At 64.5% G+C, this 18,651-nt stretch carries 14 protein-coding genes; 13 read left to right on the top strand and 1 reads right to left on the bottom strand.

What is annotated here, in order from left to right; genetic code table 11:
* Positions 1 to 35 precede the first annotated feature (35 nt).
* The 8 genes from HG262_RS21960 to HG262_RS21995 all read left to right on the top strand — a co-directional run bounded on the left by HG262_RS21960 (position 36) and on the right by HG262_RS21995 (position 12,109).
* Positions 36 to 2,516: a hypothetical protein gene (locus HG262_RS21960; RefSeq protein WP_169273043.1), complete on the top strand. Its 2,481-nt coding sequence runs from the start codon at positions 36 to 38 to the stop codon at positions 2,514 to 2,516.
* The gene (locus HG262_RS21965; RefSeq protein ID WP_169273044.1) at positions 2,513 to 4,564 is read left to right on the top strand and encodes a glycosyltransferase; all 2,052 of its coding nucleotides are present in this window, start codon (positions 2,513 to 2,515) and stop codon (positions 4,562 to 4,564) included. Before HG262_RS21960 ends, HG262_RS21965 begins: the two co-directional genes overlap by 4 nt.
* Positions 4,565 to 4,606: 42 nt before the next feature.
* A complete protein-coding gene (locus HG262_RS21970) occupies positions 4,607 to 5,764 on the top strand; it encodes a polysaccharide biosynthesis/export family protein (RefSeq protein ID WP_169273045.1) in 1,158 nt (385 codons plus the stop codon).
* Between the two features lie 7 nt (positions 5,765 to 5,771).
* Positions 5,772 to 7,112 (top strand): ABC transporter permease, encoded by a 1,341-nt coding sequence (locus HG262_RS21975; RefSeq protein ID WP_169273046.1) that lies wholly within the window; start codon positions 5,772 to 5,774, stop codon positions 7,110 to 7,112.
* Between the two features lie 9 nt (positions 7,113 to 7,121).
* Positions 7,122 to 7,838, top strand: coding sequence for an ATPase (locus HG262_RS21980; RefSeq protein ID WP_169273047.1), 717 nt, complete (start codon positions 7,122 to 7,124; stop codon positions 7,836 to 7,838).
* 121 nt (positions 7,839 to 7,959) lie between these two features.
* On the top strand, positions 7,960 to 8,991 hold the full coding sequence (locus tag HG262_RS21985) for a sugar ABC transporter (RefSeq protein WP_169273058.1): 1,032 nt from the start codon (positions 7,960 to 7,962) through the stop codon (positions 8,989 to 8,991).
* Positions 8,984 to 10,888 (top strand): tetratricopeptide repeat protein, encoded by a 1,905-nt coding sequence (locus tag HG262_RS21990; protein ID WP_169273048.1) that lies wholly within the window; start codon positions 8,984 to 8,986, stop codon positions 10,886 to 10,888. The genes HG262_RS21985 and HG262_RS21990 overlap by 8 nt, the downstream gene beginning before the upstream one ends.
* Positions 10,889 to 10,900: 12 nt before the next feature.
* Complete coding sequence (locus HG262_RS21995; RefSeq protein WP_169273049.1) at positions 10,901 to 12,109, top strand: polysaccharide lyase family 1 protein; 1,209 nt, start codon at positions 10,901 to 10,903, stop codon at positions 12,107 to 12,109.
* A 58-nt stretch (positions 12,110 to 12,167) separates the two neighbouring features.
* Here the strand turns inward: HG262_RS21995 and HG262_RS22000 are convergent, their stop codons facing one another.
* Positions 12,168 to 12,788, bottom strand: a complete 621-nt coding sequence (locus HG262_RS22000; RefSeq protein WP_169273050.1) for a hypothetical protein — start codon at positions 12,786 to 12,788, stop codon at positions 12,168 to 12,170.
* Between the two features lie 98 nt (positions 12,789 to 12,886).
* On the opposite strand from HG262_RS22000, the gene HG262_RS22005 reads away from it, so the two are divergent.
* The 5 genes from HG262_RS22005 (at position 12,887) to HG262_RS22025 (ending at position 18,625) form a co-directional block, all read left to right on the top strand.
* Positions 12,887 to 13,363 (top strand): VOC family protein, encoded by a 477-nt coding sequence (locus tag HG262_RS22005; protein WP_169273051.1) that lies wholly within the window; start codon positions 12,887 to 12,889, stop codon positions 13,361 to 13,363.
* A gap of 260 nt (positions 13,364 to 13,623) precedes the next feature.
* The gene (locus tag HG262_RS22010; protein WP_348984415.1) at positions 13,624 to 14,541 is read left to right on the top strand and encodes a LytTR family transcriptional regulator DNA-binding domain-containing protein; all 918 of its coding nucleotides are present in this window, start codon (positions 13,624 to 13,626) and stop codon (positions 14,539 to 14,541) included.
* A gap of 154 nt (positions 14,542 to 14,695) precedes the next feature.
* Entirely contained in the window at positions 14,696 to 15,841 is a 1,146-nt protein-coding gene (gene ampH, locus HG262_RS22015) for a D-alanyl-D-alanine-carboxypeptidase/endopeptidase AmpH (protein WP_169273052.1), read from the top strand.
* 23 nt (positions 15,842 to 15,864) lie between these two features.
* Positions 15,865 to 17,034, top strand: a complete 1,170-nt coding sequence (locus HG262_RS22020) for a hypothetical protein (RefSeq protein ID WP_169273053.1) — start codon at positions 15,865 to 15,867, stop codon at positions 17,032 to 17,034.
* A gap of 7 nt (positions 17,035 to 17,041) precedes the next feature.
* Positions 17,042 to 18,625, top strand: coding sequence for a serine hydrolase (locus HG262_RS22025; protein ID WP_169273054.1), 1,584 nt, complete (start codon positions 17,042 to 17,044; stop codon positions 18,623 to 18,625).
* The last annotated feature ends 26 nt before the right edge of the window (positions 18,626 to 18,651 follow it).

Raw genomic sequence — 18,651 nt, forward strand, 5'->3', positions numbered from 1 at the left:
GGTCTCGCTACCCATCACTGCAGGAGAGACCCTGAATGACTGCATTTACCACCGCTCCGATTGGCACCTGCCGCATCCATACGCCGCTGCGCGATGCCGTGGGCCGCTACCCGATCAAACTGCAACTCGGGCGCAACTACGGTTTCGTGCACACCAGCGCCGAGGCGCTTCAGCAGGCGCGCTTCATGTTTGGCCAGGGCGAGATCCCCGCCGACGTCCAGCGCCTGATCTTCCGTCCTTCGAATGGCGAGCAGGCACGCCGCGGCACGCATAAGCCGGCCGACCTGTACATGGTGGAGTTGTCTTCACGCAAACTGCTGACCATCGACGGCTATCCCATCCAGTCCAACTACCTGGTGCGCTACTTCAGCGAATTCTTCGCCGATCGTGCCCGCACCCGGATGTTCTGGTCGATGGCGCACGCCGATCGGCTCGCGGAACGCCGCGCGTTGCTGAATCAGGACCCGGTCTTCAAGAGCTTGTCATCCGACGATCGCGAGCTGCTGTCGCGCATCGTCAAGCGCGATCAGACGGATGAAGAGATTGAAACGGAAATGCGTCAGCTGGTCGACCTGCTTGGCCGGGACAAGATCGTGTTCGTCACGCACGTCAATGCCCTGACGCCTGACAACGTGCCGATCGAACAACGCGAGCAGTTGATCTCGGCGGTAACCGATGCCGCGCAGCGCATCGGCGTGCCTTGCTACGATCCAACGCCCTTGATGAACAAGATCGGGCAAGGCGAAGCGATGGAAGACGGCGGCCTGGACCTGACCCACTACACGCCGCTCTTTGCCGAGCGCCTGTACGTCGACTGGTTCAAGAACTTCATGCGTCCGCGGATGAGCGCCTCCACGCCGCAGGCTGCCGTGCCCAAGCTGGCTGCCGACGAAAGCGTCGAACGCATTGAAAAAATCTGGGACTCGGGCAATTTGCGCGAGGCCTCGCGTCGGGTGCGCGACGTGCTTCGCCGCCATCCCGGGCTGCCCGATCATGTGCTGCTGTTTGCAAGGATTCAGGAAGAACTGGGCGATTACGAAGGGTCGCTTGCGCTGCTGGGCAGTGCGGACGGCGCGCTGGCCTCCGGCAGCAAGGCCGAGCAGATCCTGATGCGCAACCAGTTCAAGCTGGGTCGCCATGACGTGGCGTACTCGCTTGCGGCCGGCCTGCTGGGCGACGAGATCGAAACCCCCGAGATCGTACGGATCGCGGCGGTGTCCGCAGGCCAGCTGGGCTATGTGGACGAGGCCCTGGGCAACTGGAAGCAACTGTTCCGCATTTCGTCTCCCGAAGACGCGGGCGCGGCGGAAGCCGCCGACACGGTGCTGTCCCTGCTGCAGACGAGCGGCGACATGGAGGCCGCCATCCGCTGGGTCCATGAAGTCCGCGCGGCCATGCCCGCGTATGGCCGCGGCTTTGCGGTGCTGTGGCGCGACCGCCTGCTGGCCGGGGATCGCACCGGACTGCGCGTCCTGGCGTCCGAGTCCCCGTCGCTGGAAGACGTCGATGCGCTGGAGCTCGTCAAGGAAGCCTCGTGGCGCGGATGCATCATGGCCGCGGCGGCGTTGGCGGTGTCTTGCGGCCTGGCTGACAGCGAGCAGGAAGATATTCCGGAATGGCTGATTGCGCAGTCCTCGGCGTGGGCCGAAGAAGGCAATCGTGCGTTGGAAGAAGGTCGGTTGCGCGATGCCGCCGAGCGGATCTGCGCACACCGCCTGCTCAATCCCAACGCCCTGACCGGCGCACGCGCGCAGCGGGCGTTCGAGCGCGCAATGCGCCTTGGCGTGCGGGCTGCGCTGCTGGCGGGCAACCATAAGGAAGTGATCGACCTGACGGATATCGCCATTGATACCCAAGTCGAATTCCCCGAGTTGGATGCGATGCGCGGCCGTGCGGCCGATGCGCTGGGAGACAAGCAGACCGCCATGCGGCATCTTGCCCAGGCCGCTGCCGGAGAGTCCGCCCCGCTTAGCGCGCAGTTGTTCTTCGCACGCGCGGCGTTCAACGGTGGCTGGTTCGGAGAAGCCATCGACGCCTACAAGATGGTCCTTGCGCACCCGTCGGCCGACCAGAGCGCCAAGGATGAAGCGGAACGCCAGTTGGGCAGGCTTGGGCCGCGCGCCATCCGCGGCGCCCGCGAGATCCTGTCCGCCGGCGATCATCAGGCGGCCTGGACGTTGCTGGACCGCGTCGCACAGTCGTGGCCGGAGATGACCGAAGTCGACCGTGAAAAGCGCCGCATCCTCACCGTCCTGTACGCCGAGGCGCGCGCCCTGGAACCGTCGAGCACGACCGAGCGCCTGGCGCTTGGCGAGAAGATCGTGCAGCTCGTGCCCGAAGATCCCATCGGTCTGCGCCTGGCCGCCGTCGGCGCCATGCGGCTGCACCGCTTCGAGCAGGCCTTGCCTTACTGGAAAAAGCTCCAGGAGCGTTCCGATAATCCGGCTCAGTTCGATCACTATATCGAGCGCTGCCTGGTGTGGATCGAGAAGATCAACCGGAGAAAGGCGGCATGAACCCACCACTGATTACCGAGCGTGCGGACGCCAAGTCCAACCTTCAATGGGTTCAAGCCCAATTAGAGGAAATCGTCGCGGCTTCAGGGCGGGTTCAAGTCGCGCAGGAAAACCTGGCTCGCGCGAAAGTGCTGGCGCGCGATCACATGGAAGATTCGAAGGTCCGTTTTCTGCTGCTCAGGCTGAAGGAGTCGGCGGGCCTGAACGAGGGCATGGCCGAACAGTGGTCGACGCTGTTGCAGGAATGCCCGGACGACCTTCAGATCGTCCGCTACTGCGCGACCCGCCTGGTGAAGGAACGTCATGTCGACGAGGCAATGGACCTGGTCGACCGTCATCTTCCCGAGTCGGAGGAGAGCCCGGACCGCCTGTTCGCGCGAGCCAAGCTGCTTAGCGACATCCGTGCGCACGAGCAGTCCGACGCATTGTTCCGCCGGTTGATCACGCAATACACGGATCGCAATATGCGCGTCGAATTCGCCAAGCGCTTGCGCAAACGCGGCTTGCTGGCCGATGCGTTCGAGGCGATTGCGCCCGTGGCCAAGCACCTGGCGCCCGGCAGCAAGGCGGCGGAACTTGCCGACGGGCTGGCGAGCGACTACGCCTTCTACCAGCGTTTCGAGCCTGAAGAAGGACTGGCCGGAAAAGACATCAGGATTGTGTCGATGAAACACGCGATCCTGCACTTCCGCGATCGGCAGGTAGCCGAGAATTCACCGGACAAGCCCGTGTCCGTCGCGCTGGTGACCGGTAGCCTGGGGCCTGGCGGCGCCGAGCGTCAGCTGACACGGCTTGCCGGCGAACTGACCCGTTTGGCGGAGTTCCCCGAACAGCGGCCGGCCGACGTGCTGATGAAGCCGAAGAAGGTCGAAGTGCTGGTGAAGCAGCACACCGAACCGCCGGGCTCCACCAAAAAGCAGGACCTGGATTTCTTCCTGCCCGTGCTGGTCAAGGCACAAATTCCGGTCACGGAAATCAATCGGCTGCCCGCCATTTCCGTGTCCCATCAAGCCTTGCCCGAAGGCAGCCTGGGGCGCTTGCTGGAGCAATTGCCGCCGCCCGTCCACTATGGCGTGACGCGGCTGGCGCCGGTCTTGCGCGCGGCTCCGTTCGACGTGGTGAGTCTGTGGCAGGACGGCACTTGCCTGTTCGGCGCGTTGGCGGCGCTGCTTGCCGGCGCGCCCACCATTCACCTCGTATTCCGTGGCCTGCCGCCGAACATCCGCAAGGACCGTTTCCGCGAAGAGTATCCGGAGCTCTACCAGGCCTTGGCTCAGGTTCCCGGGGTGGTCTTTGTCAGCAATAGCCGCAAGGCGGCCGAAGCCTATTCGGAATGGCTGGGCATCCCGATCACGCGCTTTCACATCCTGTACAACGGCGTGCCGGATCTGGCCACTGACGCGTCGGCCGCCGATGTCGAGAAGTGGAAGGCGTTCCAGGAAAGCACGACCGACGCCACCGAGACGATTGGCGGCGTCTTCCGGCTGGAGCCGGATAAGCGTCCGCAACTATGGATCAAGCTGGCCGCGTTGTACTTGAAGGAACGCCCGCAAGCGCGCTTTGTCATCGTGGGCGACGGACGCCTGCGAGAGAACATCGAAGCGCTGGCGCACGAGCTGAGCGTGACCGACCGGCTGTTGCTTGTCGGCTTGTCGAACCATGTCGGCTATTGGTATTCGCAAATGGACGCCAGCGTGCTGCTGTCCCGGTACGAAGGTCTGCCGAACGTGCTGATCGAAGCGCAGCTTCTGGGCGTTCCGGTGATTTCGACACCGGCCGGCGGCGCGGGCGAGTGCTTCGTCGAAAACGAGACCGGCCACTTGCTCAGCGACGTGGATCACCCGGATCTGCACGAGGCATGCGAGAAAGTCTCGTCGATGGTGGATCAGGTTCGCAGTAATGCGCAATTGAGGGCGCATAGCCGCAACCGGGCGCAAAAGCTGTTTTCGCTGGATGCGATGCTGACCAAGTTCCTGGCCTTGTGCATGCCGGTCTCCGAAAACGACGAGCGCATGGATCTGCAGCCCATGCGCCTGATGCAAGCCTGATTGGCCGCTTATCTTTTCAAGCTGCTAACGCTAAAGGATCTTATGCAAATGAACGTCCCGGCTTGGGGTCTGCGGCGCAACGCGGCCCTGGCCTTGATGCTGCTTTCCGCACTTTCACTGACGGGCTGCCAACTGCCGCGTTCCGGTCCGATGCTGAGCGAGATGACGGGGGCACACGACGACAAGGACGTCGTGGTGATGCCCGCGTCGCGTGAACTGGTGCAGGAAAGCAGGGTGCCCGACGTCGCTGATTTTCCCGTGCGCTATCGCGATCTGACGCAGGCGGGATTCGACAGCCTGGTGCCCGGCGACGGCATCAACGTGAAGGTCTGGGAGCGCGGCGGGCTGGGCGTATTCGCCGCGGACCCGTCCGGCGTGAGCGACCTGGGCAACCAGGAGATCGACCGGTCGGGAAATGTCACCTTCCCCATCCTGGGAAAATTCCGGGCCGAAGGCCTGACGCTGGGCAAGCTGCATGACGCGATCGTCGCGCGCCTGGCCAAACTGGTCGTGGGCGCGGATGTCAGCGTGACGCGCGCCGCCGATGCGCGAGGCCAGATGGTGACCGTCCAGGGAAATCTGACCAAGCCCGGCATGTTTCCGATCACGCAGACGGCGCAGCGCTTGAGCAGCGCGTTGGCGCAGGCCGCGCCCGTGCAGACCAATCCCGAGCAGCTCGTCATCAGCCTGCGCCGCGATAACCAGGTTGCTTCGGTGCGTTTGTCTGACATCTACCGCAACCAGAATAACGACATCCTGCTGCGGCCGGGAGATGTCATCACCGCCTATGACTCCCGCGAGTACCTGACCGTGCTGGGCGCGGCGGGCACCCAGGGGCGCGTGGCCATCAGCAAGCGCAACTACAGCGTGCTGGATGCCCTGGCGGACTCCCGGGGGCTTGACGACAAGCTGGCCGACCCGCGTTCGGTGTTCCTGTTCACACCCGCGAAGGCTGGCGTCGCCGGCAAGCCGGACCTGCTGCCCGTGGTCTATCAATTCGACCTGACCCGGCCGGAGCAGGTGGCGCTGGCGCGAGAATTCACCGTGCATGAAGGCCAGGCCATCTATATTTCGGATGCGCCGTTCACACAGGTGCAGAAGGTCTTGTCGGCGTTCCGCGTCACGATGAGTGCCGGCTTCAGCGCCACACGGGCAATCGACAGCGATTCGGGCTCCAGTTCGTCCGGCGTATCGCAATAGCGTGTCGATGAGCAACGAGGACCGGATCAAGGGCTGGCGCTCGCGCCGGAAAGAGAGCAACTACGCGGTTGGATCCGGCGTCGCCGCCTGGCGGCTGGATCCGGCCAAGCTGTTCGAGGAAAAGGCCTCACCGGCCGTGCTGCTCAAGCCGCTGGTGGCGCGCCTGCAGGGCGAGCCGCATGACTCCGTGGCCGCCCGGCGGGCGGTGTACGAGGCCGTGCAGGCGGAGTTGGACGCGGAGATCGCGCGTAGCGGGGTCGACGAGACGCTTGCCGATTTCTCGCGGCGGCGTCTGCGCCTGATCGTGCGGTTGCTTGAGCTGGACATCCGCGCGGACGCCAAGGTGTTCGAGCCGGGATATATGCCGCCCAAGCTCGTGGCCGAGGACGAGCGCCTGGCTGCGGCGCATGCGCGCCGCGTCGAACGGCGAAAGCAGGACGAGGCGCGCGAGGCGCGGCGCCATGCGTCCCGCAACGATATTGCGCTGGAAGTCGCGCTGTCCGAGGACGAGGCCGGCGACCTTGCGATTTTGCGGGACCGCATGCATATCCTGCATGGCGGCGATCACCCCCGGAGCGCCGATACGGGGCGGCCGGTGGGGAGCACGCTGTTGGCGTTGTTCGTCTATCAGCTGCGGGTGATACACGGCGAGAGCCGGATCGCCTTGCTGTGGGCCCTGGTCGGCCCCGTGGTGCTGTTGACGCTGATCTCGTCGCTGTACATCCTGATGGGCACGCATTACATCCTTGGCATGGACGTGCAGACGTTCTCGCTGTTGGGGGCCACCACGTGGATCATGTTCCGGCAGATCATTTTCAGAAGCAGCGCGGCGTACATATCGGCCCGCGGCCTGCTGAACTTCCAGGGCGTGACGCCATTGATGTGCGCGCTGGTGCAGGCGCTGATCTACCTTTCGGTGTATCTCGTGGTGTTCGCGGTGCTGATCAGCGCCGGCCACGCGCTGGAACTGATTACGTTGCCGGAAAGCTGGGCGGGGTTCGTGCTTTTCGTGGTGCTGATGGGGGGCTGCGGTGCGGCGATGGGGGTGCTGTTCGGGTCGATCGCGACGTTCTGGCATTTCTACCTGAGGCTTGCGCCGGTCATTGAACGGTTTCTCCAGATTTTCTCGAGTGTCTTTTTTGTTTCGGAGCAGTTGCCGGAACATCTGCGTCCCTGGATCCTCTGGTCGCCGTTCGCCCATGGCATGCAGCTCTTGCGCTCGGCGTACTTCGAGGCCTACGACTCCCAGGATGCGAGCCTGGGCTACTTCCTGACGTCGTTGGTGTTCCTGATGGTGGTCGCCCTGGCGGCCGAGCGTCTCGCGCGTCCCAATGTCCAGCCGATGTGAGGCAAGACGATGATTCATCTGAATGGCGTCACTGACGAACCCTATGCATTTGGAAGCCGGCAACCGCTGCTGCTCAATGCCGACCTCGATATTCCTGTCGGCCGCTACGCGTTGCTATCGCACTCGCCGGAACTGCATCGGCAGATCGTCGACGTGCTGTGCTGCCTGCGTCCGCCGCGCCGGGGCTTCGTCAAGCACGACGGCGTCGTGTCGTGGGCGATCGGCCGGCAAGGCTTTATCCGCGGCAAGGCCAACGGCCTGAGCATCATCGATTTCGTGTCCGAGATGTACGAGATCGATGCCGACGCCACGCACGAGCTGGTCGCGGACCTGGTCAGCGACCCCAAGTGCCTGGCCAAGCCAATGGAACATTGGCCGCTTTACGCACGGCAGGAGTTCTCGTTCGCACTGGCGCTGGCGCCGGCGTTCGACGTGTACGTGATCGAAGGGTCCATCCCTTTCGAGCCTTGCCGTTTCACCCGCCTTTGGCTGGCTCTTTTCGAAGAGCGGCTGATTGGCCGGACACTCATTTTTTCCAGTTACCGCCAGAACCAGATGGCGGACTACTGCCTAAAAGGCTTGATTTATGAACGAAGCGCTCTCAGCATCGAAGACGACCTCGACCAGTGCATCAGCAGATTCCCCCCGCGACGATCAAGGAGCGAATCCGGCACAGGCGACGACGGCTTCGGCGGCGGCTTCGAGGAAGGGCAGCTCGGCCTATGAGGGCGGGTCGGAAATCGAGCGCCGCCGCCGCGAGCGGCAGTCGTCGCTGCGCGAGCGCCGCCGTCACCGGTGGATCAACGCGTTCATCGTCATCGCGCCGGTCGTGCTGGCCCTGGTCTATGTGCTGGGCATCGCAACGCCCCGCTATGAGGCGGAGTCGCGGTTCTTCGTGCAATCGGGGTCGGGCCAGCAAGGCGGTGGAGGCGGCGCGGCAAGCCTGCTCACCACCGGGAACATGGGCGGCATGCTCGGCGGCTTCGTGGATGGATGGGCGGTCGCCGACTTCCTCAAGTCGCGCGACGCCATGCAGCAGCTGGACCGGAAAGTCGGCCTGCGCCAGTACCTGATCCGTGCCGGCATGGACCCGGTCAGCCACCTGGCCGAGGACGCAAGCGAGGACGATCTGTATCGCGCCTACCGCGCGTCGGTCCAGGTCTCGTTCAACGCGCTGGAGCAGATCGACGTATTGCGCGTGAGCGCCTTTTCGCCGGAAGATGCCGCGACCTTGTCAAAGGCGCTTATCGGCTTGGCGGAGGGGTTCGTGAGCTCCATGAACGAAAAGGGCGTTGCCGACAAACTGAAGGTCAGCGAAGAGTCGGTCCGGCTGGCCGAGCAGAAGGCGTTTGCCGCGAGAGAGGCGCTGACGACGTGGCGGACCACGCATGGCAACATCGATCCGACCGCCACGGTGGCGATGCTGCTGAATTTGTCCAGCCAACTCGAGGGGGAGCTCAATAGCGCGCAGATCAATCTGGACAAGATCCGCGCGTTGGGCAACAAGGACCATTTCATGCTCAAGCCCGCCGAGTTGCAGGTCGCGGCCTTGCAGAAGCGGATCGCGTCGTTGCGCCGCCGTCTTAGCGGCGAAGGCAATACGGAAGCGAAGCAGCTGAAGTCGTACGAGGCGTTGCGCAACACCCAGGCGTTCGCGGATTCGAACCTGACGCTGGCGCAGCAGACCTACCAGCAGGCGGTGACGGATGCGCTGCGGCTGCAGCGGTATTTGTCCATCATCGCGCAACCGGTGCCGACCGACCGGCCCAGCAGCCCGCGCACGGGGATCCTGCTGCTGCAAGCGTTGGCCCTGGGTTTTGTATTGATGTTCGTCTTCCGCGTGGCGACAGCGTTGTTGAGGGGGTTGCGTCATGGTTGATACGGCTATTGCGAATCGCCAGGCCGGGGTCGAGGCCACCGCCTTGCTGCGCGGTGCCATCAAGGACATCCATGCCGCCGACGATCCGGCGCGCGACATGGCGACACTGAAACCGGCGCTGTCGCGGGTGGCCGATGGCTGGCGGGATGTCCGCCGGTTGCTGGTGTCGCCCTTTGTGCGCGAGGGCCGCTTTGCGCCCGCTATCGCCGCGCTGGAAGTCCTTGCCGAGGCCTACCCCTCGCGTGCCGATGATCGCCGCCTGCTGGCCAGCCTGCTGGGGCGCACCGAGCAATGGGACCGCGCCATCGCCCACGCGGATGCCGCCGCCGGGATCGAACCGGATGACGTGTCGCTGCATGCCGCGCGAATCCAATTGCGCGTGCAGGCCGGGCGCGTGGCTGAAGCCGCCGGGGTCGCGCGCGCGACCGTCGGGCTGGCGCAGCGCGAACCGGGCGACGCGTATGCCTGGATGCTGGCGTTCACGCGCAATGGCGATGTGGCCGATGCGGCGGGCATCGCGGCCGCGCTGGAACCGGATGCGCTGCCGAACGAGCGCGTGGCGACGATGGCGGTGCGCGCGTTGCTTGAGGACGGCAGGGTGGCGGCGGCGATCCGATTGGGTGACGCGGCGCTGGACGCCGGCCACGATTGCGCGGCACTGCGCTCGTCACTGGGGCTGGCGCACCTTCGGCGCGGTTCCGAGGATGACCGCAAGACGCATGCGCTGACGCATTTCGAGGCGGGCCTGAAGGCGTCGCCGGCGGACGTGAGGCTCTTGACGCTTTATGGCGAGACCCTGTTGCGCGCCGGCCGTCCGAAGGAGGCCGTGGCGCCGCTTGAGCAGGCCATCGGCCTGGCGCCGGATCTGGAGCAGACGCGGGCCCTGTATGCGCGCGCCCTGCGATACACGTTGCAGTACGGCAAGGCCGCCGACCAGATGATGGCGTTGGTCGAGAAATCGCCCGACAAGCTGCTCTGGCAGCGTGCGGCCATCGGCGCGCTGTCGCAGGCGGGCCGCAAGGAAGAGGCCGAGGCGCTGTACGAGCAATATGTGGCCAAGCGCGGCGCGCATTTGCCGGACACCTTCCAGGCGGCGCTGGACCAACTGCAGGAACGGCTGCACACCGCCCCGATACCGCAGGCGCGCCTGGATTGGGCCTGGTCGCTGCGCGGCGACGCCAATGCGGACCGGGCGGAATGGGAGCGCCGCGCGCGTTGGGGCCATCTGGTCGACCATCTTCTGTACGATTGGCTGGAGTGCCGCGAAGACCGTGCGGAAGAGGCGATGCAGGTGCTCGGCGAGCTCGATACCGGTGAGCGTTTCTTTGCGCCGCTGTTGGCCGCAGGACGGGGCGTGGTGGTCGCTACCGCTCACGTCGGCCCCATGTATGCCGGGCTGATGGCGCTGGAGTTGCTGGGCATCCCGTCGCGCTGGCTTGCGACCGCGCCCAGCGTCGCTCAAAGCAGTTACGCCACGGCCTTGATTTCCACCGCGGACCAGACCGAGGCGCAAGTCGCCAAGGCCTGCATGCGCGCGCTCGGATCGGGCTACGTGCTGTGCCTGGCCATCGATGGCGCGGCCAACCCGGCGGCTCCGCGCACGACCTTCGAAGGACAGGACGTGACGTACTCCAGTTTCGCGTCGCACTTGGCGCACCGCCTGGGCGTGCCGTCGGTGTTCTACGCGCCACGGTGGGAGAACGGCCACGTGGCGTACACGCTGGAGATGCTGCCCGCCGTCGAACCCGGCGAGAGCGCCGATGCCTACTCGTTGCGATGGCAGAAGGCCTATTTCGAGCGGCTGCGTGAGCACGTGGCCGGCCCCCCGGAAAACCTGCGCTTGAGCGGGGGAATCTGGCGCCATGTGCAATCCGCGGACCGGTCCGCGCAGCGTTAGGAGCGATCGTCGATGAAGCTTGCAATGAATGCGATGCTGGGGCTGCTTGCCTTGGCCCTGTGGCAGGGCGGCGCGGTTGCCGCGAACGCGTCGTGCGCCAGTCCGGATGAGCAATGCCCGTTCGTGGCCTCGCTGCTTCAGCAACGCGAGGGCTATGGGGCCCGCGCCACGGGCGGCTTGGGCGGGAAGTTCATCGACGTCACGTCCGATCAGGATGCGGGACCGGGGACGCTGCGCGCCGCGCTGGCGCAAGCCAAGAAAGGCCCCACATGGATCCGCTTTGCGTCAGACATGACCATCGTCCTGGATTCGCAGCTGCGCGTGCCGTCGAACATCACGATCGACGGCCGCGGCAAGCGCATCACGTTGATCGACGACGGGCTGGGCGTGTACGGAAGCCAGAACGTCATCCTCACGCACCTGACGATCGATGGGCGCCTGACCCGCCTGACGCAAGCGGTGAATGTCGCCAATGGCAGCCGCGACGTGTGGGTCGACCATATGGACCTGTCGCGGATGTCCGACCGGCTGCTCAATGTGAAGAACGGGTCGACCGACGTCACGATCTCGTGGACGAAGTTCCATAATTCCAACAAGGTCATGTTGCTGAACAACATTACCTCGAAGAACCTCTTCCAGAACTACGAGCGCGATTCGATCGCGCGGGTGACGCTGCACCACAATTACTTTTTCAATACCGTGCAGCGCAATCCCCGAGGGCAATTCGGCACGTTCCACCTGTTCAACAATCTGTTGGAGAACTGGGACTTTTACGGCATGAGTTTCAGCCTGGAAGCCAAGGCGTTTGTCGAAGGGAACATCTTCAGCAACGCCACGCAGCGCAAGTGCGTAGAGCCCGAGTTTTCCCCCACGGTGGAAGGCATCAAGGTGAATTACTGCCACTACATCCCCATCGCGTCCAAGCGCAGCGCGCTGGAAAACGGCGAATCCGATCGCGGTGCGTACGAGAAGCTGAAGGCGCAGCATGGCTACACGCGCGACTACAAGGCGTTCTTGCGCTTGAAAGACAACCTGTACCTGGGCGACGCCAAGCCGGTGCTGGAAGACTACCGCCCCGAATCCGCGCCGACGCCGCCGTATTGCTACGGTTACGAGAAGGCCACGCCGGAGCTGGCGGAGAAGATCCGCCAGTTCGCGGGGAACACGGCGGGAGATACGCCGTTGCCGGCGTCACGGACGGGGTCGGGTTGCCCGGCGTGAGATGCGTTGTGTCGCGGTCGCTTCGGATCGGGAATAGGCCGCGCCTCGCGGCCTTGTCTCATTGCGCCTGATTGCGGGCGCGGATCACGTCGCGGAGATTCTGGCGCAGGGTGTCCTCATGGTGTCGGAGTTCGGCGCTATAGAGAATTTGCGGACGATCCAGCAGCCCCTGCAAGAAGCGCGAGCGCCTGGCCGAATAGTCGTCCCAGTCCACGACAAGATGGGCGTTTTCCTTGAAGATCAGATCCCCGTCCCGGAAGACTTCCGCGATGGGCCCGGCCAGGCCCAGCAGGTCCAGGTCCAGCACCACTGACGACGGTGCCTGCGTGGGGATATGGTGAATCGTGTCCAGGATGATGCGTGCCGTGATGTCGAGCGTGTCGGGTTCGACGTGTTCGCGCGCGAGCGATCGCAAGAGCAGGCAGGACTCCTGTTCGTTCTTGCCGCCCTGCGCGCCTGGTACGTAGACCGCATCGTGAAACAACAGGGCAAGCGTCTGGGCCTGGGTTAACGCGATGGCGTGCGATTCCACGGCCATAACCATGCGGGCCAGATGCTCGACGGTGTGATAATGCCGCTGCGGTTCGGCGTACCGGCGCAGCGTGGCCTCGATGATCGATTCGGGTATCCCGCAATGCGCAAGCAGGAACTGCCTCAGGGCGGGATAGGTCGGCGGCATGGAGGGGCCTGTTGGAATTGACGCGTTGCCCTGGATGATAGCCGCGCCTACGCATAAGCAGGCATGGACGCCCGCATGCCAATAAACAGGACGAGCAAATGAATCAACAAGAACGCAACGGCGCATCTTCTGATGGGCGCGCGCCCACGGGGGGCTTCGCGGCGATGGTCCCGGAACTGGACGTCACCAGCCTGCCGGCCAGCCTGGACTTCTGGTGCCGGCTGCTCGGGTTTGAAATTGCCTATGCGCGAAGGGAAGCGGGCTTCGCGTACCTGGAGCGTGGGCCGCTTCAGATCATGCTTTGCGAAATCAACAATGAATGGGACACGGCCCCGCTTGAACGGCCGTTTGGCCGGGGTATCAATTTCCAGATGCAGGTGGATCGCGTGGAGCCCATCGTGCAAGCGCTGACGGATGCGCGGTGGCCACTTTTTCGCCCCATCGAGGAAAAGCGCTACCGCGTCGGTGCAGGCTGGTCGTCATGCAAGGAATTCCTGGTGCAGGACCCGGACGGCTATCTGTTGCGGTTCGCGGCGGACGGGGCGTCCGTATCCGGTGGCGGATCCGCCATCTGACGCGGCACCAGCGCGACGTTCAAACTTCAGGCCCCATTTACAATTCACAAACAATAACTTGTATTAATCAGGCGCTCAGCGTTCGGAGGCGCCAAAAATACAAATTATGATTTGTGAAATGAGGCGGAGGCCGTCAATTCGCATCAATCGCTCACATTCGAGAGTTCTTGTCATTACCCGTTACCAGGGTGAAAATTCCGCTTGGCGCCGCGTAGGCAGCGCAAGGACGATGCTTGATCCGGCCGCCGGGGGAATTGCACGTGAAGGATGCTGGTCAGTACAAGACGCACGACGCAACCGTACTTGAACCCAGTCCGTCGTCGGACTGGTTGTACCGGTGCGCGATGAGCCTGCTTAAACGCCCGGCCGACGACGCGATTTCGGAGTTGCTGGCGTTCATGGGCGAGACCTCGGATGTGGACCGGTCGTGGATGATCGAATACCGCCCCGACATGCTGCGCCTGCGCAATACCCATGAATGGTGCCGCGGCCAGACGCAGCCGTTCGTGGCCGAACTCCAGGACGTGCCCACCACGCTGATCGCGTGGCTGCACCGGTTCATGGTGAAGGGCCAGGCCGTGGCCATCCACGATGTGAACGATCTGCCGCGCACCGCGCGGGCCATCCAGGCCGAGTTCCAGCGCCAGGGAAACAAGAGCGTGCTGAGCGTGCCGGTGTTCCACGACCAGAAGCTTTGCGGGATCATCGGCTTTGACACCACCGTCAAACACAGGACCTGGTCAGCCGACGAGGTTCAGGCGCTGTACCAGTGCGCCAATCTGATCGGGCAGGCCAAGTATGCGAACGGCCGCGATCCCGGCCGGACGGCGAGGCACGACAGTTCGACCGCGGTGGTCTATCTGAGCATGCGCGGGGTGGTCCGGGGCGTACAGCCCGAGGCGATCGTCGGCGTGCGGTCGGCGGGCAATTACAGCGAGATCTGGCTTGAGGACGGATCGATGGTGCTGGATTCGCGAGCGCTGGGCATGTGGTCGACGCTACTGCCCGAAAAGACGTTCTTCCGGGTCCACCGGACGGCCATTGCGAACGCGTTGCATGTCATGGATGTGGACCGCCGAAGCGTCGACAAATGGTTGATCAGGATGCGGTCGGTGGACAGCAACTGGCCGGTGTCGCGTTCTTACCGGAAACTGCTGCGCGAACGCATGGGGATCTGAGCGCGGCAAACCGATAGCCGCCGCTCGGGCAATATGCAATTCGTCATGCCGGAATGTTGTTTCGTCCTTGGGCGCATGGACGGCCGTCAAGTTTTTGGGATCATCTTGCATGCGGTGGAACTCCCGTTCCCCGGACTACTTTGTGAGAATCGGCATGCTGGCGTCCCGCGCATTGCTTCGCTTCACCTCCCTGGCGGTATCGGCCGCGTGCGTGCTGGGCGCGCCCCCGGCCCGCGCCGCCGACTTGGCCTTGCAGGACGCCGTGTCCATGGCGGGCATGCAGCTCTATTTGAACTCGGGCGCGCCCGCCGTGATCATCGCCGTGGTGCGCGGCGACGATGTGGTCATTCAAGGGTACGGCGAGACGGCGCCGGGCAATGGCGTGGAGCCGGACGCGAATTCGATCTTCAGAATCGCGTCGGTGTCCAAGGTCTTCGCCGCCGACGTGTTGGCGTCGCTGGCCGCCAAGGGCCAGGTGAAGCTGACCGATCCGCTGGCGAAATACGCGCCTGCCAACACGCGTGTCGAGACGAATGGGCGGCCCATCACGTTGCTGGACCTGGCCACGCATTCGGCCGGCCTGCCGCGCGAACTGCCCGACCCGAACGCCAAGCCGTCCGACAACCCCTTTGCCGCCTTTGATCGCGCCTACTACTGGAAATGGCTGGGCAGCAACAAGCCTGCCTACGTGCCGGGCACCACCACGCTGTATTCGAACCTGGGCTTTGGGTTGCTGGGCGACGCCCTGGCCAAGGCGGGGGGCGCCGACTACTCGACGGTGCTGGCGAACGAAGTCACCAAGCCGGCAGGCCTCGTCGACACCACCAATGTGCTGAACGACGCGCAGAAGAAGCGGTTGATGACGGGGCTGGATCCGTTTGGCAAGCCGGACGCGAACGCCACCGTGCCTGACGTGATGTACGCGAGCGCGGGTATTTACTCCACCGCGGCGGACATGGCGCGCTGGATGCGCTGGCACCTGGACGGCGCTAAGCAGGCCAAGGAGGCCTTTGCGCTGGATCATGTGATGTGGCTGCCGTATGACGGGTTGAAGTCGGTCGTGGGCACCGAAGTGACCGACGCCGATGGCATGGGGCTGGGCTGGGTGGTGACGCTGCCGCGTAACGGTACGCCTTTGCTGCTGGGCAAAAGCGGCGGCTTGGGCGGTTTCATGAGTTATGCCGTACTGTCGCCGAATCGCGACCTGGGCGTGTTCGTCGTGGCCAGCCGCGTGAATTTCGCCATGTTCGGCGACATCCATTCCCAGGTGCGTGAACTGGCGGCCGAGCTGGCGCGGTGATCGGGCCGGGCTTGCGCACGAAAATGGGCACGCGCATCGGGCCCGCACTCGGCATGGCCGCGATCGTGGCGGCCTTGCTTACGCAAGGCGCGTCCGCGCAAGAGGCCCGGGATATCTTCAAGACGGAGATCTTCCTTACGCCCTATAGCGAATTGGGCGAGGGCGAGGACACGTATCCGCAGTTGAATGGCCGCTTCCTGCTGATGACGGGGTACACGGGTTTTTTCGGCGTCAAGGACGACAACGGGCAGATTCCGCGTTCGCATTGGAGTAGCGTGCAGCCCACGGCGGAGGCCGCGCTGGTCTTGCAGCTGACGCGGGAATTCTCGATCCGCACGAAAGCGACGTTCAATTCGTCGACCAATGAAACGCAGGACAACGCCTTCTCTGATCTGGGCGTCGACCTGGACAACCTGTTTGCCGCCTACACCGCCGATCGCTACGCGCTGTACGGCGGCAAGATGGATCTGGGCTTCGGCGATGCCTGGCACGTCATCGACGGCCTGTATAGCGGCTTCAATGAGAATTCGGAGTTTCGGGGATCGATCGGGTTGGGCGGGCGCTATACGTTCGAGCCGGCCGGCTACGGGACGCATTCCGTGGCCGCCGTGCTGTTCAAGCGCGACGACACCGGCCTGAACCACCGGCTGAGCCTGGACGACGGCTTCATCCGGCCCGACCAGCCGCCGCCGTTCAGCGACCAATTGAAGTCGTTCATCCTGTCATACGATTTCCGCGACCTGCCGGGGCTTGAGCGCTTTTCGGGCGGGGTGGACGCTGGACGGCTGCATGTCGATCCGGGCCATGGCGAAAGCGCCAACACCGTGTCCGCGCGGCTTCGCTATGACGCGCCGCTGGGCAATGCGTGGAACATCGGCTGGTTCAACGAGGCGACTTTCTCCAGCGCTTTCCGGGGCGCGCCGGTCTCCAACGGCAACGCCGTGACGTCGGTGTCGTTCTCTCGCGACCGCTGGCAGCTGACCGCGACGGCCGCCCTGCGCAAGCTGTCGGGCAGCGAACAGAAGCTGGCGCGGTTCGGGCTGGAAGACGATACGGATTGGGCGATTTCAGGCGCGGTCACCTACGTGACGCCGATCGGATTCATCGTGCAGGCGGGGCTGACGCATCAGCGCGACCAGACCACCCACATCAACCAGGGCGTTTTTCGCATCGCTTATCAAGCGGGATTCTGAGGGCATCATGACTAGCAAAACATCACTCATCGCCGGCGCATGCGTGCTGGCGCTTGGCGGGTCCCTGGGGGCGTGGGCCCAACCGGTCGCGGTCGCCATCGACAGCGCGACGAATCCGCCGGCGGACGCCGTTGCGATCCCGGCGGACAGCAAGGCGCGCGCGGTCCAAGCGCTGCCGGGCATCGTCGAAGACATCATGAAGCGCAGCGGGGTGCCGGGCATGGCCGTCGCCGTGGTCATCGATGGCAAGACGGTGTTGGCCAACGGCTACGGCACGCGCGAGGCGGGCAAGGCGGCGCCCGTGGACGCGCAGACCGTGTTCCAGATCGCTTCCATCTCCAAGTCGCTGTCGGCGACGGTGGCGGCAATGGAAATGTCGAAGGGAGCCGTCTCCTGGGACGACCCGGTCGCGCGGTATCTGCCGGACGCCAGGCTAAGCGACGCCTATGTGTCGGCGCACGCCACGATCGGGGATTTCTTCGCGCACCGGTCGGGCCTGCCGGGCACGGCCGGCGACGATCTTGAGGATCTGGGATTCAAGCGGGACGACGTCATCGCCCGGCTGCGCCTGTTGCCGCTTGATGCCTGGCGCACGTCCTATCACTACGCGAATTTCAGCACCACCATCGGCGCCGAGGCGGTGGCCCGCGCCGCCGGCCGTCCCTGGGAATCGCTGGCCGACGAACGGCTGTTCAAACCCTTGGGGATGAAGGCAACGAGCTATCGGTTCAGCGATTTCATGGCCCACGACAACCGCGCAGTGCTGCACGGCTACCAGAAGGGCGTCTTCGTGCCGATGGGGCAGCGCGACGCGGATCAGCAGGCGCCGGCGGGCGGCGCGTCGTCGACGGTGATCGATATGGCGCAATGGCTGAAGCTGCTGCTTGCCGACGGCCAGTACCAAGGCAAGCGCTTGATCGATGCCGGCGTCCTGCTGCCCGCGCTGACCGCGCAGGCATTCAGCGCACGGGCGCATGACCTGGATTCGCGCTCCGGCTTCTACGGCTATGGCTTCAACATCAACACGGAACTGGGCGGGCGGCCGTCGATGGGGCATTCCGGCGCGTTCCTGATGGGCACGGGCACGACGTTCAAGATCGTGCCGTCCGCCGGCATCGGCATCGTGGTGCTGACGAACGGCGCCCCGGTGGGCGCGGCCGAATCCGTGGCCGCCTCGTTCATCGACACGGCGCTGTACGGCAAACCGACGCGCGACTGGTACGCGGCGTATCACGGCGCGATGCTGGGCTTTTTCGAACCGCAAGCGGATCTTTCCGCACAAGCCAGGCCCGTGAAGCCGGCGCCGGCCAAGGCGTTGTCGGCCTATGCGGGCCGATTCGACAACGCCTACTACGGCGCCGCCGACATCCAGGAATCGGATGGCGGCCTGGTGCTGGTGCTGGGGCCCAAAGGCATGCGCTTCCCGGTCAGGCATTGGGACGGCGACACCTTCGCGTTCTCGCCCGCCGGGGAGGCGGAGCTGGTCGACTCGCTGGCGTCTATCGTCTTCAAGACAGAACAGGGAAAGGCGAGCGGTTTCGACATCAAGTTCTATGACGACAACGGCCTGGGGCATTGGGCCAGGAAGTAACCGGACGGCAACGGCCGCCCGCCTGC

This window comes from Achromobacter sp. Bel (assembly GCF_012928505.1).
In the GTDB taxonomy this organism is placed as follows: domain Bacteria; phylum Pseudomonadota; class Gammaproteobacteria; order Burkholderiales; family Burkholderiaceae_B; genus Achromobacter.

Excerpts from the sequence above, each read along its gene's own strand:
- HG262_RS21960 (WP_169273043.1), top strand. The coding sequence starts at position 36 with ATGACTGCATTTACCACCGCTCCGATTGGCACCTGCCGCATCCATACG.
- HG262_RS21965 (WP_169273044.1), top strand. The coding sequence starts at position 2,513 with ATGAACCCACCACTGATTACCGAGCGTGCGGACGCCAAGTCCAACCTT.
- HG262_RS21970 (WP_169273045.1), top strand. The coding sequence starts at position 4,607 with ATGCAAATGAACGTCCCGGCTTGGGGTCTGCGGCGCAACGCGGCCCTG.
- HG262_RS21975 (WP_169273046.1), top strand. The coding sequence starts at position 5,772 with ATGAGCAACGAGGACCGGATCAAGGGCTGGCGCTCGCGCCGGAAAGAG.
- HG262_RS21980 (WP_169273047.1), top strand. The coding sequence starts at position 7,122 with ATGATTCATCTGAATGGCGTCACTGACGAACCCTATGCATTTGGAAGC.
- HG262_RS21990 (WP_169273048.1), top strand. The coding sequence starts at position 8,984 with ATGGTTGATACGGCTATTGCGAATCGCCAGGCCGGGGTCGAGGCCACC.
- HG262_RS21995 (WP_169273049.1), top strand. The coding sequence starts at position 10,901 with ATGAAGCTTGCAATGAATGCGATGCTGGGGCTGCTTGCCTTGGCCCTG.
- HG262_RS22000 (WP_169273050.1), bottom strand. The coding sequence starts at position 12,788 with ATGCCGCCGACCTATCCCGCCCTGAGGCAGTTCCTGCTTGCGCATTGC.
- HG262_RS22005 (WP_169273051.1), top strand. The coding sequence starts at position 12,887 with ATGAATCAACAAGAACGCAACGGCGCATCTTCTGATGGGCGCGCGCCC.
- ampH (WP_169273052.1), top strand. The coding sequence starts at position 14,696 with ATGCTGGCGTCCCGCGCATTGCTTCGCTTCACCTCCCTGGCGGTATCG.
- HG262_RS22020 (WP_169273053.1), top strand. The coding sequence starts at position 15,865 with ATGGGCACGCGCATCGGGCCCGCACTCGGCATGGCCGCGATCGTGGCG.
- HG262_RS22025 (WP_169273054.1), top strand. The coding sequence starts at position 17,042 with ATGACTAGCAAAACATCACTCATCGCCGGCGCATGCGTGCTGGCGCTT.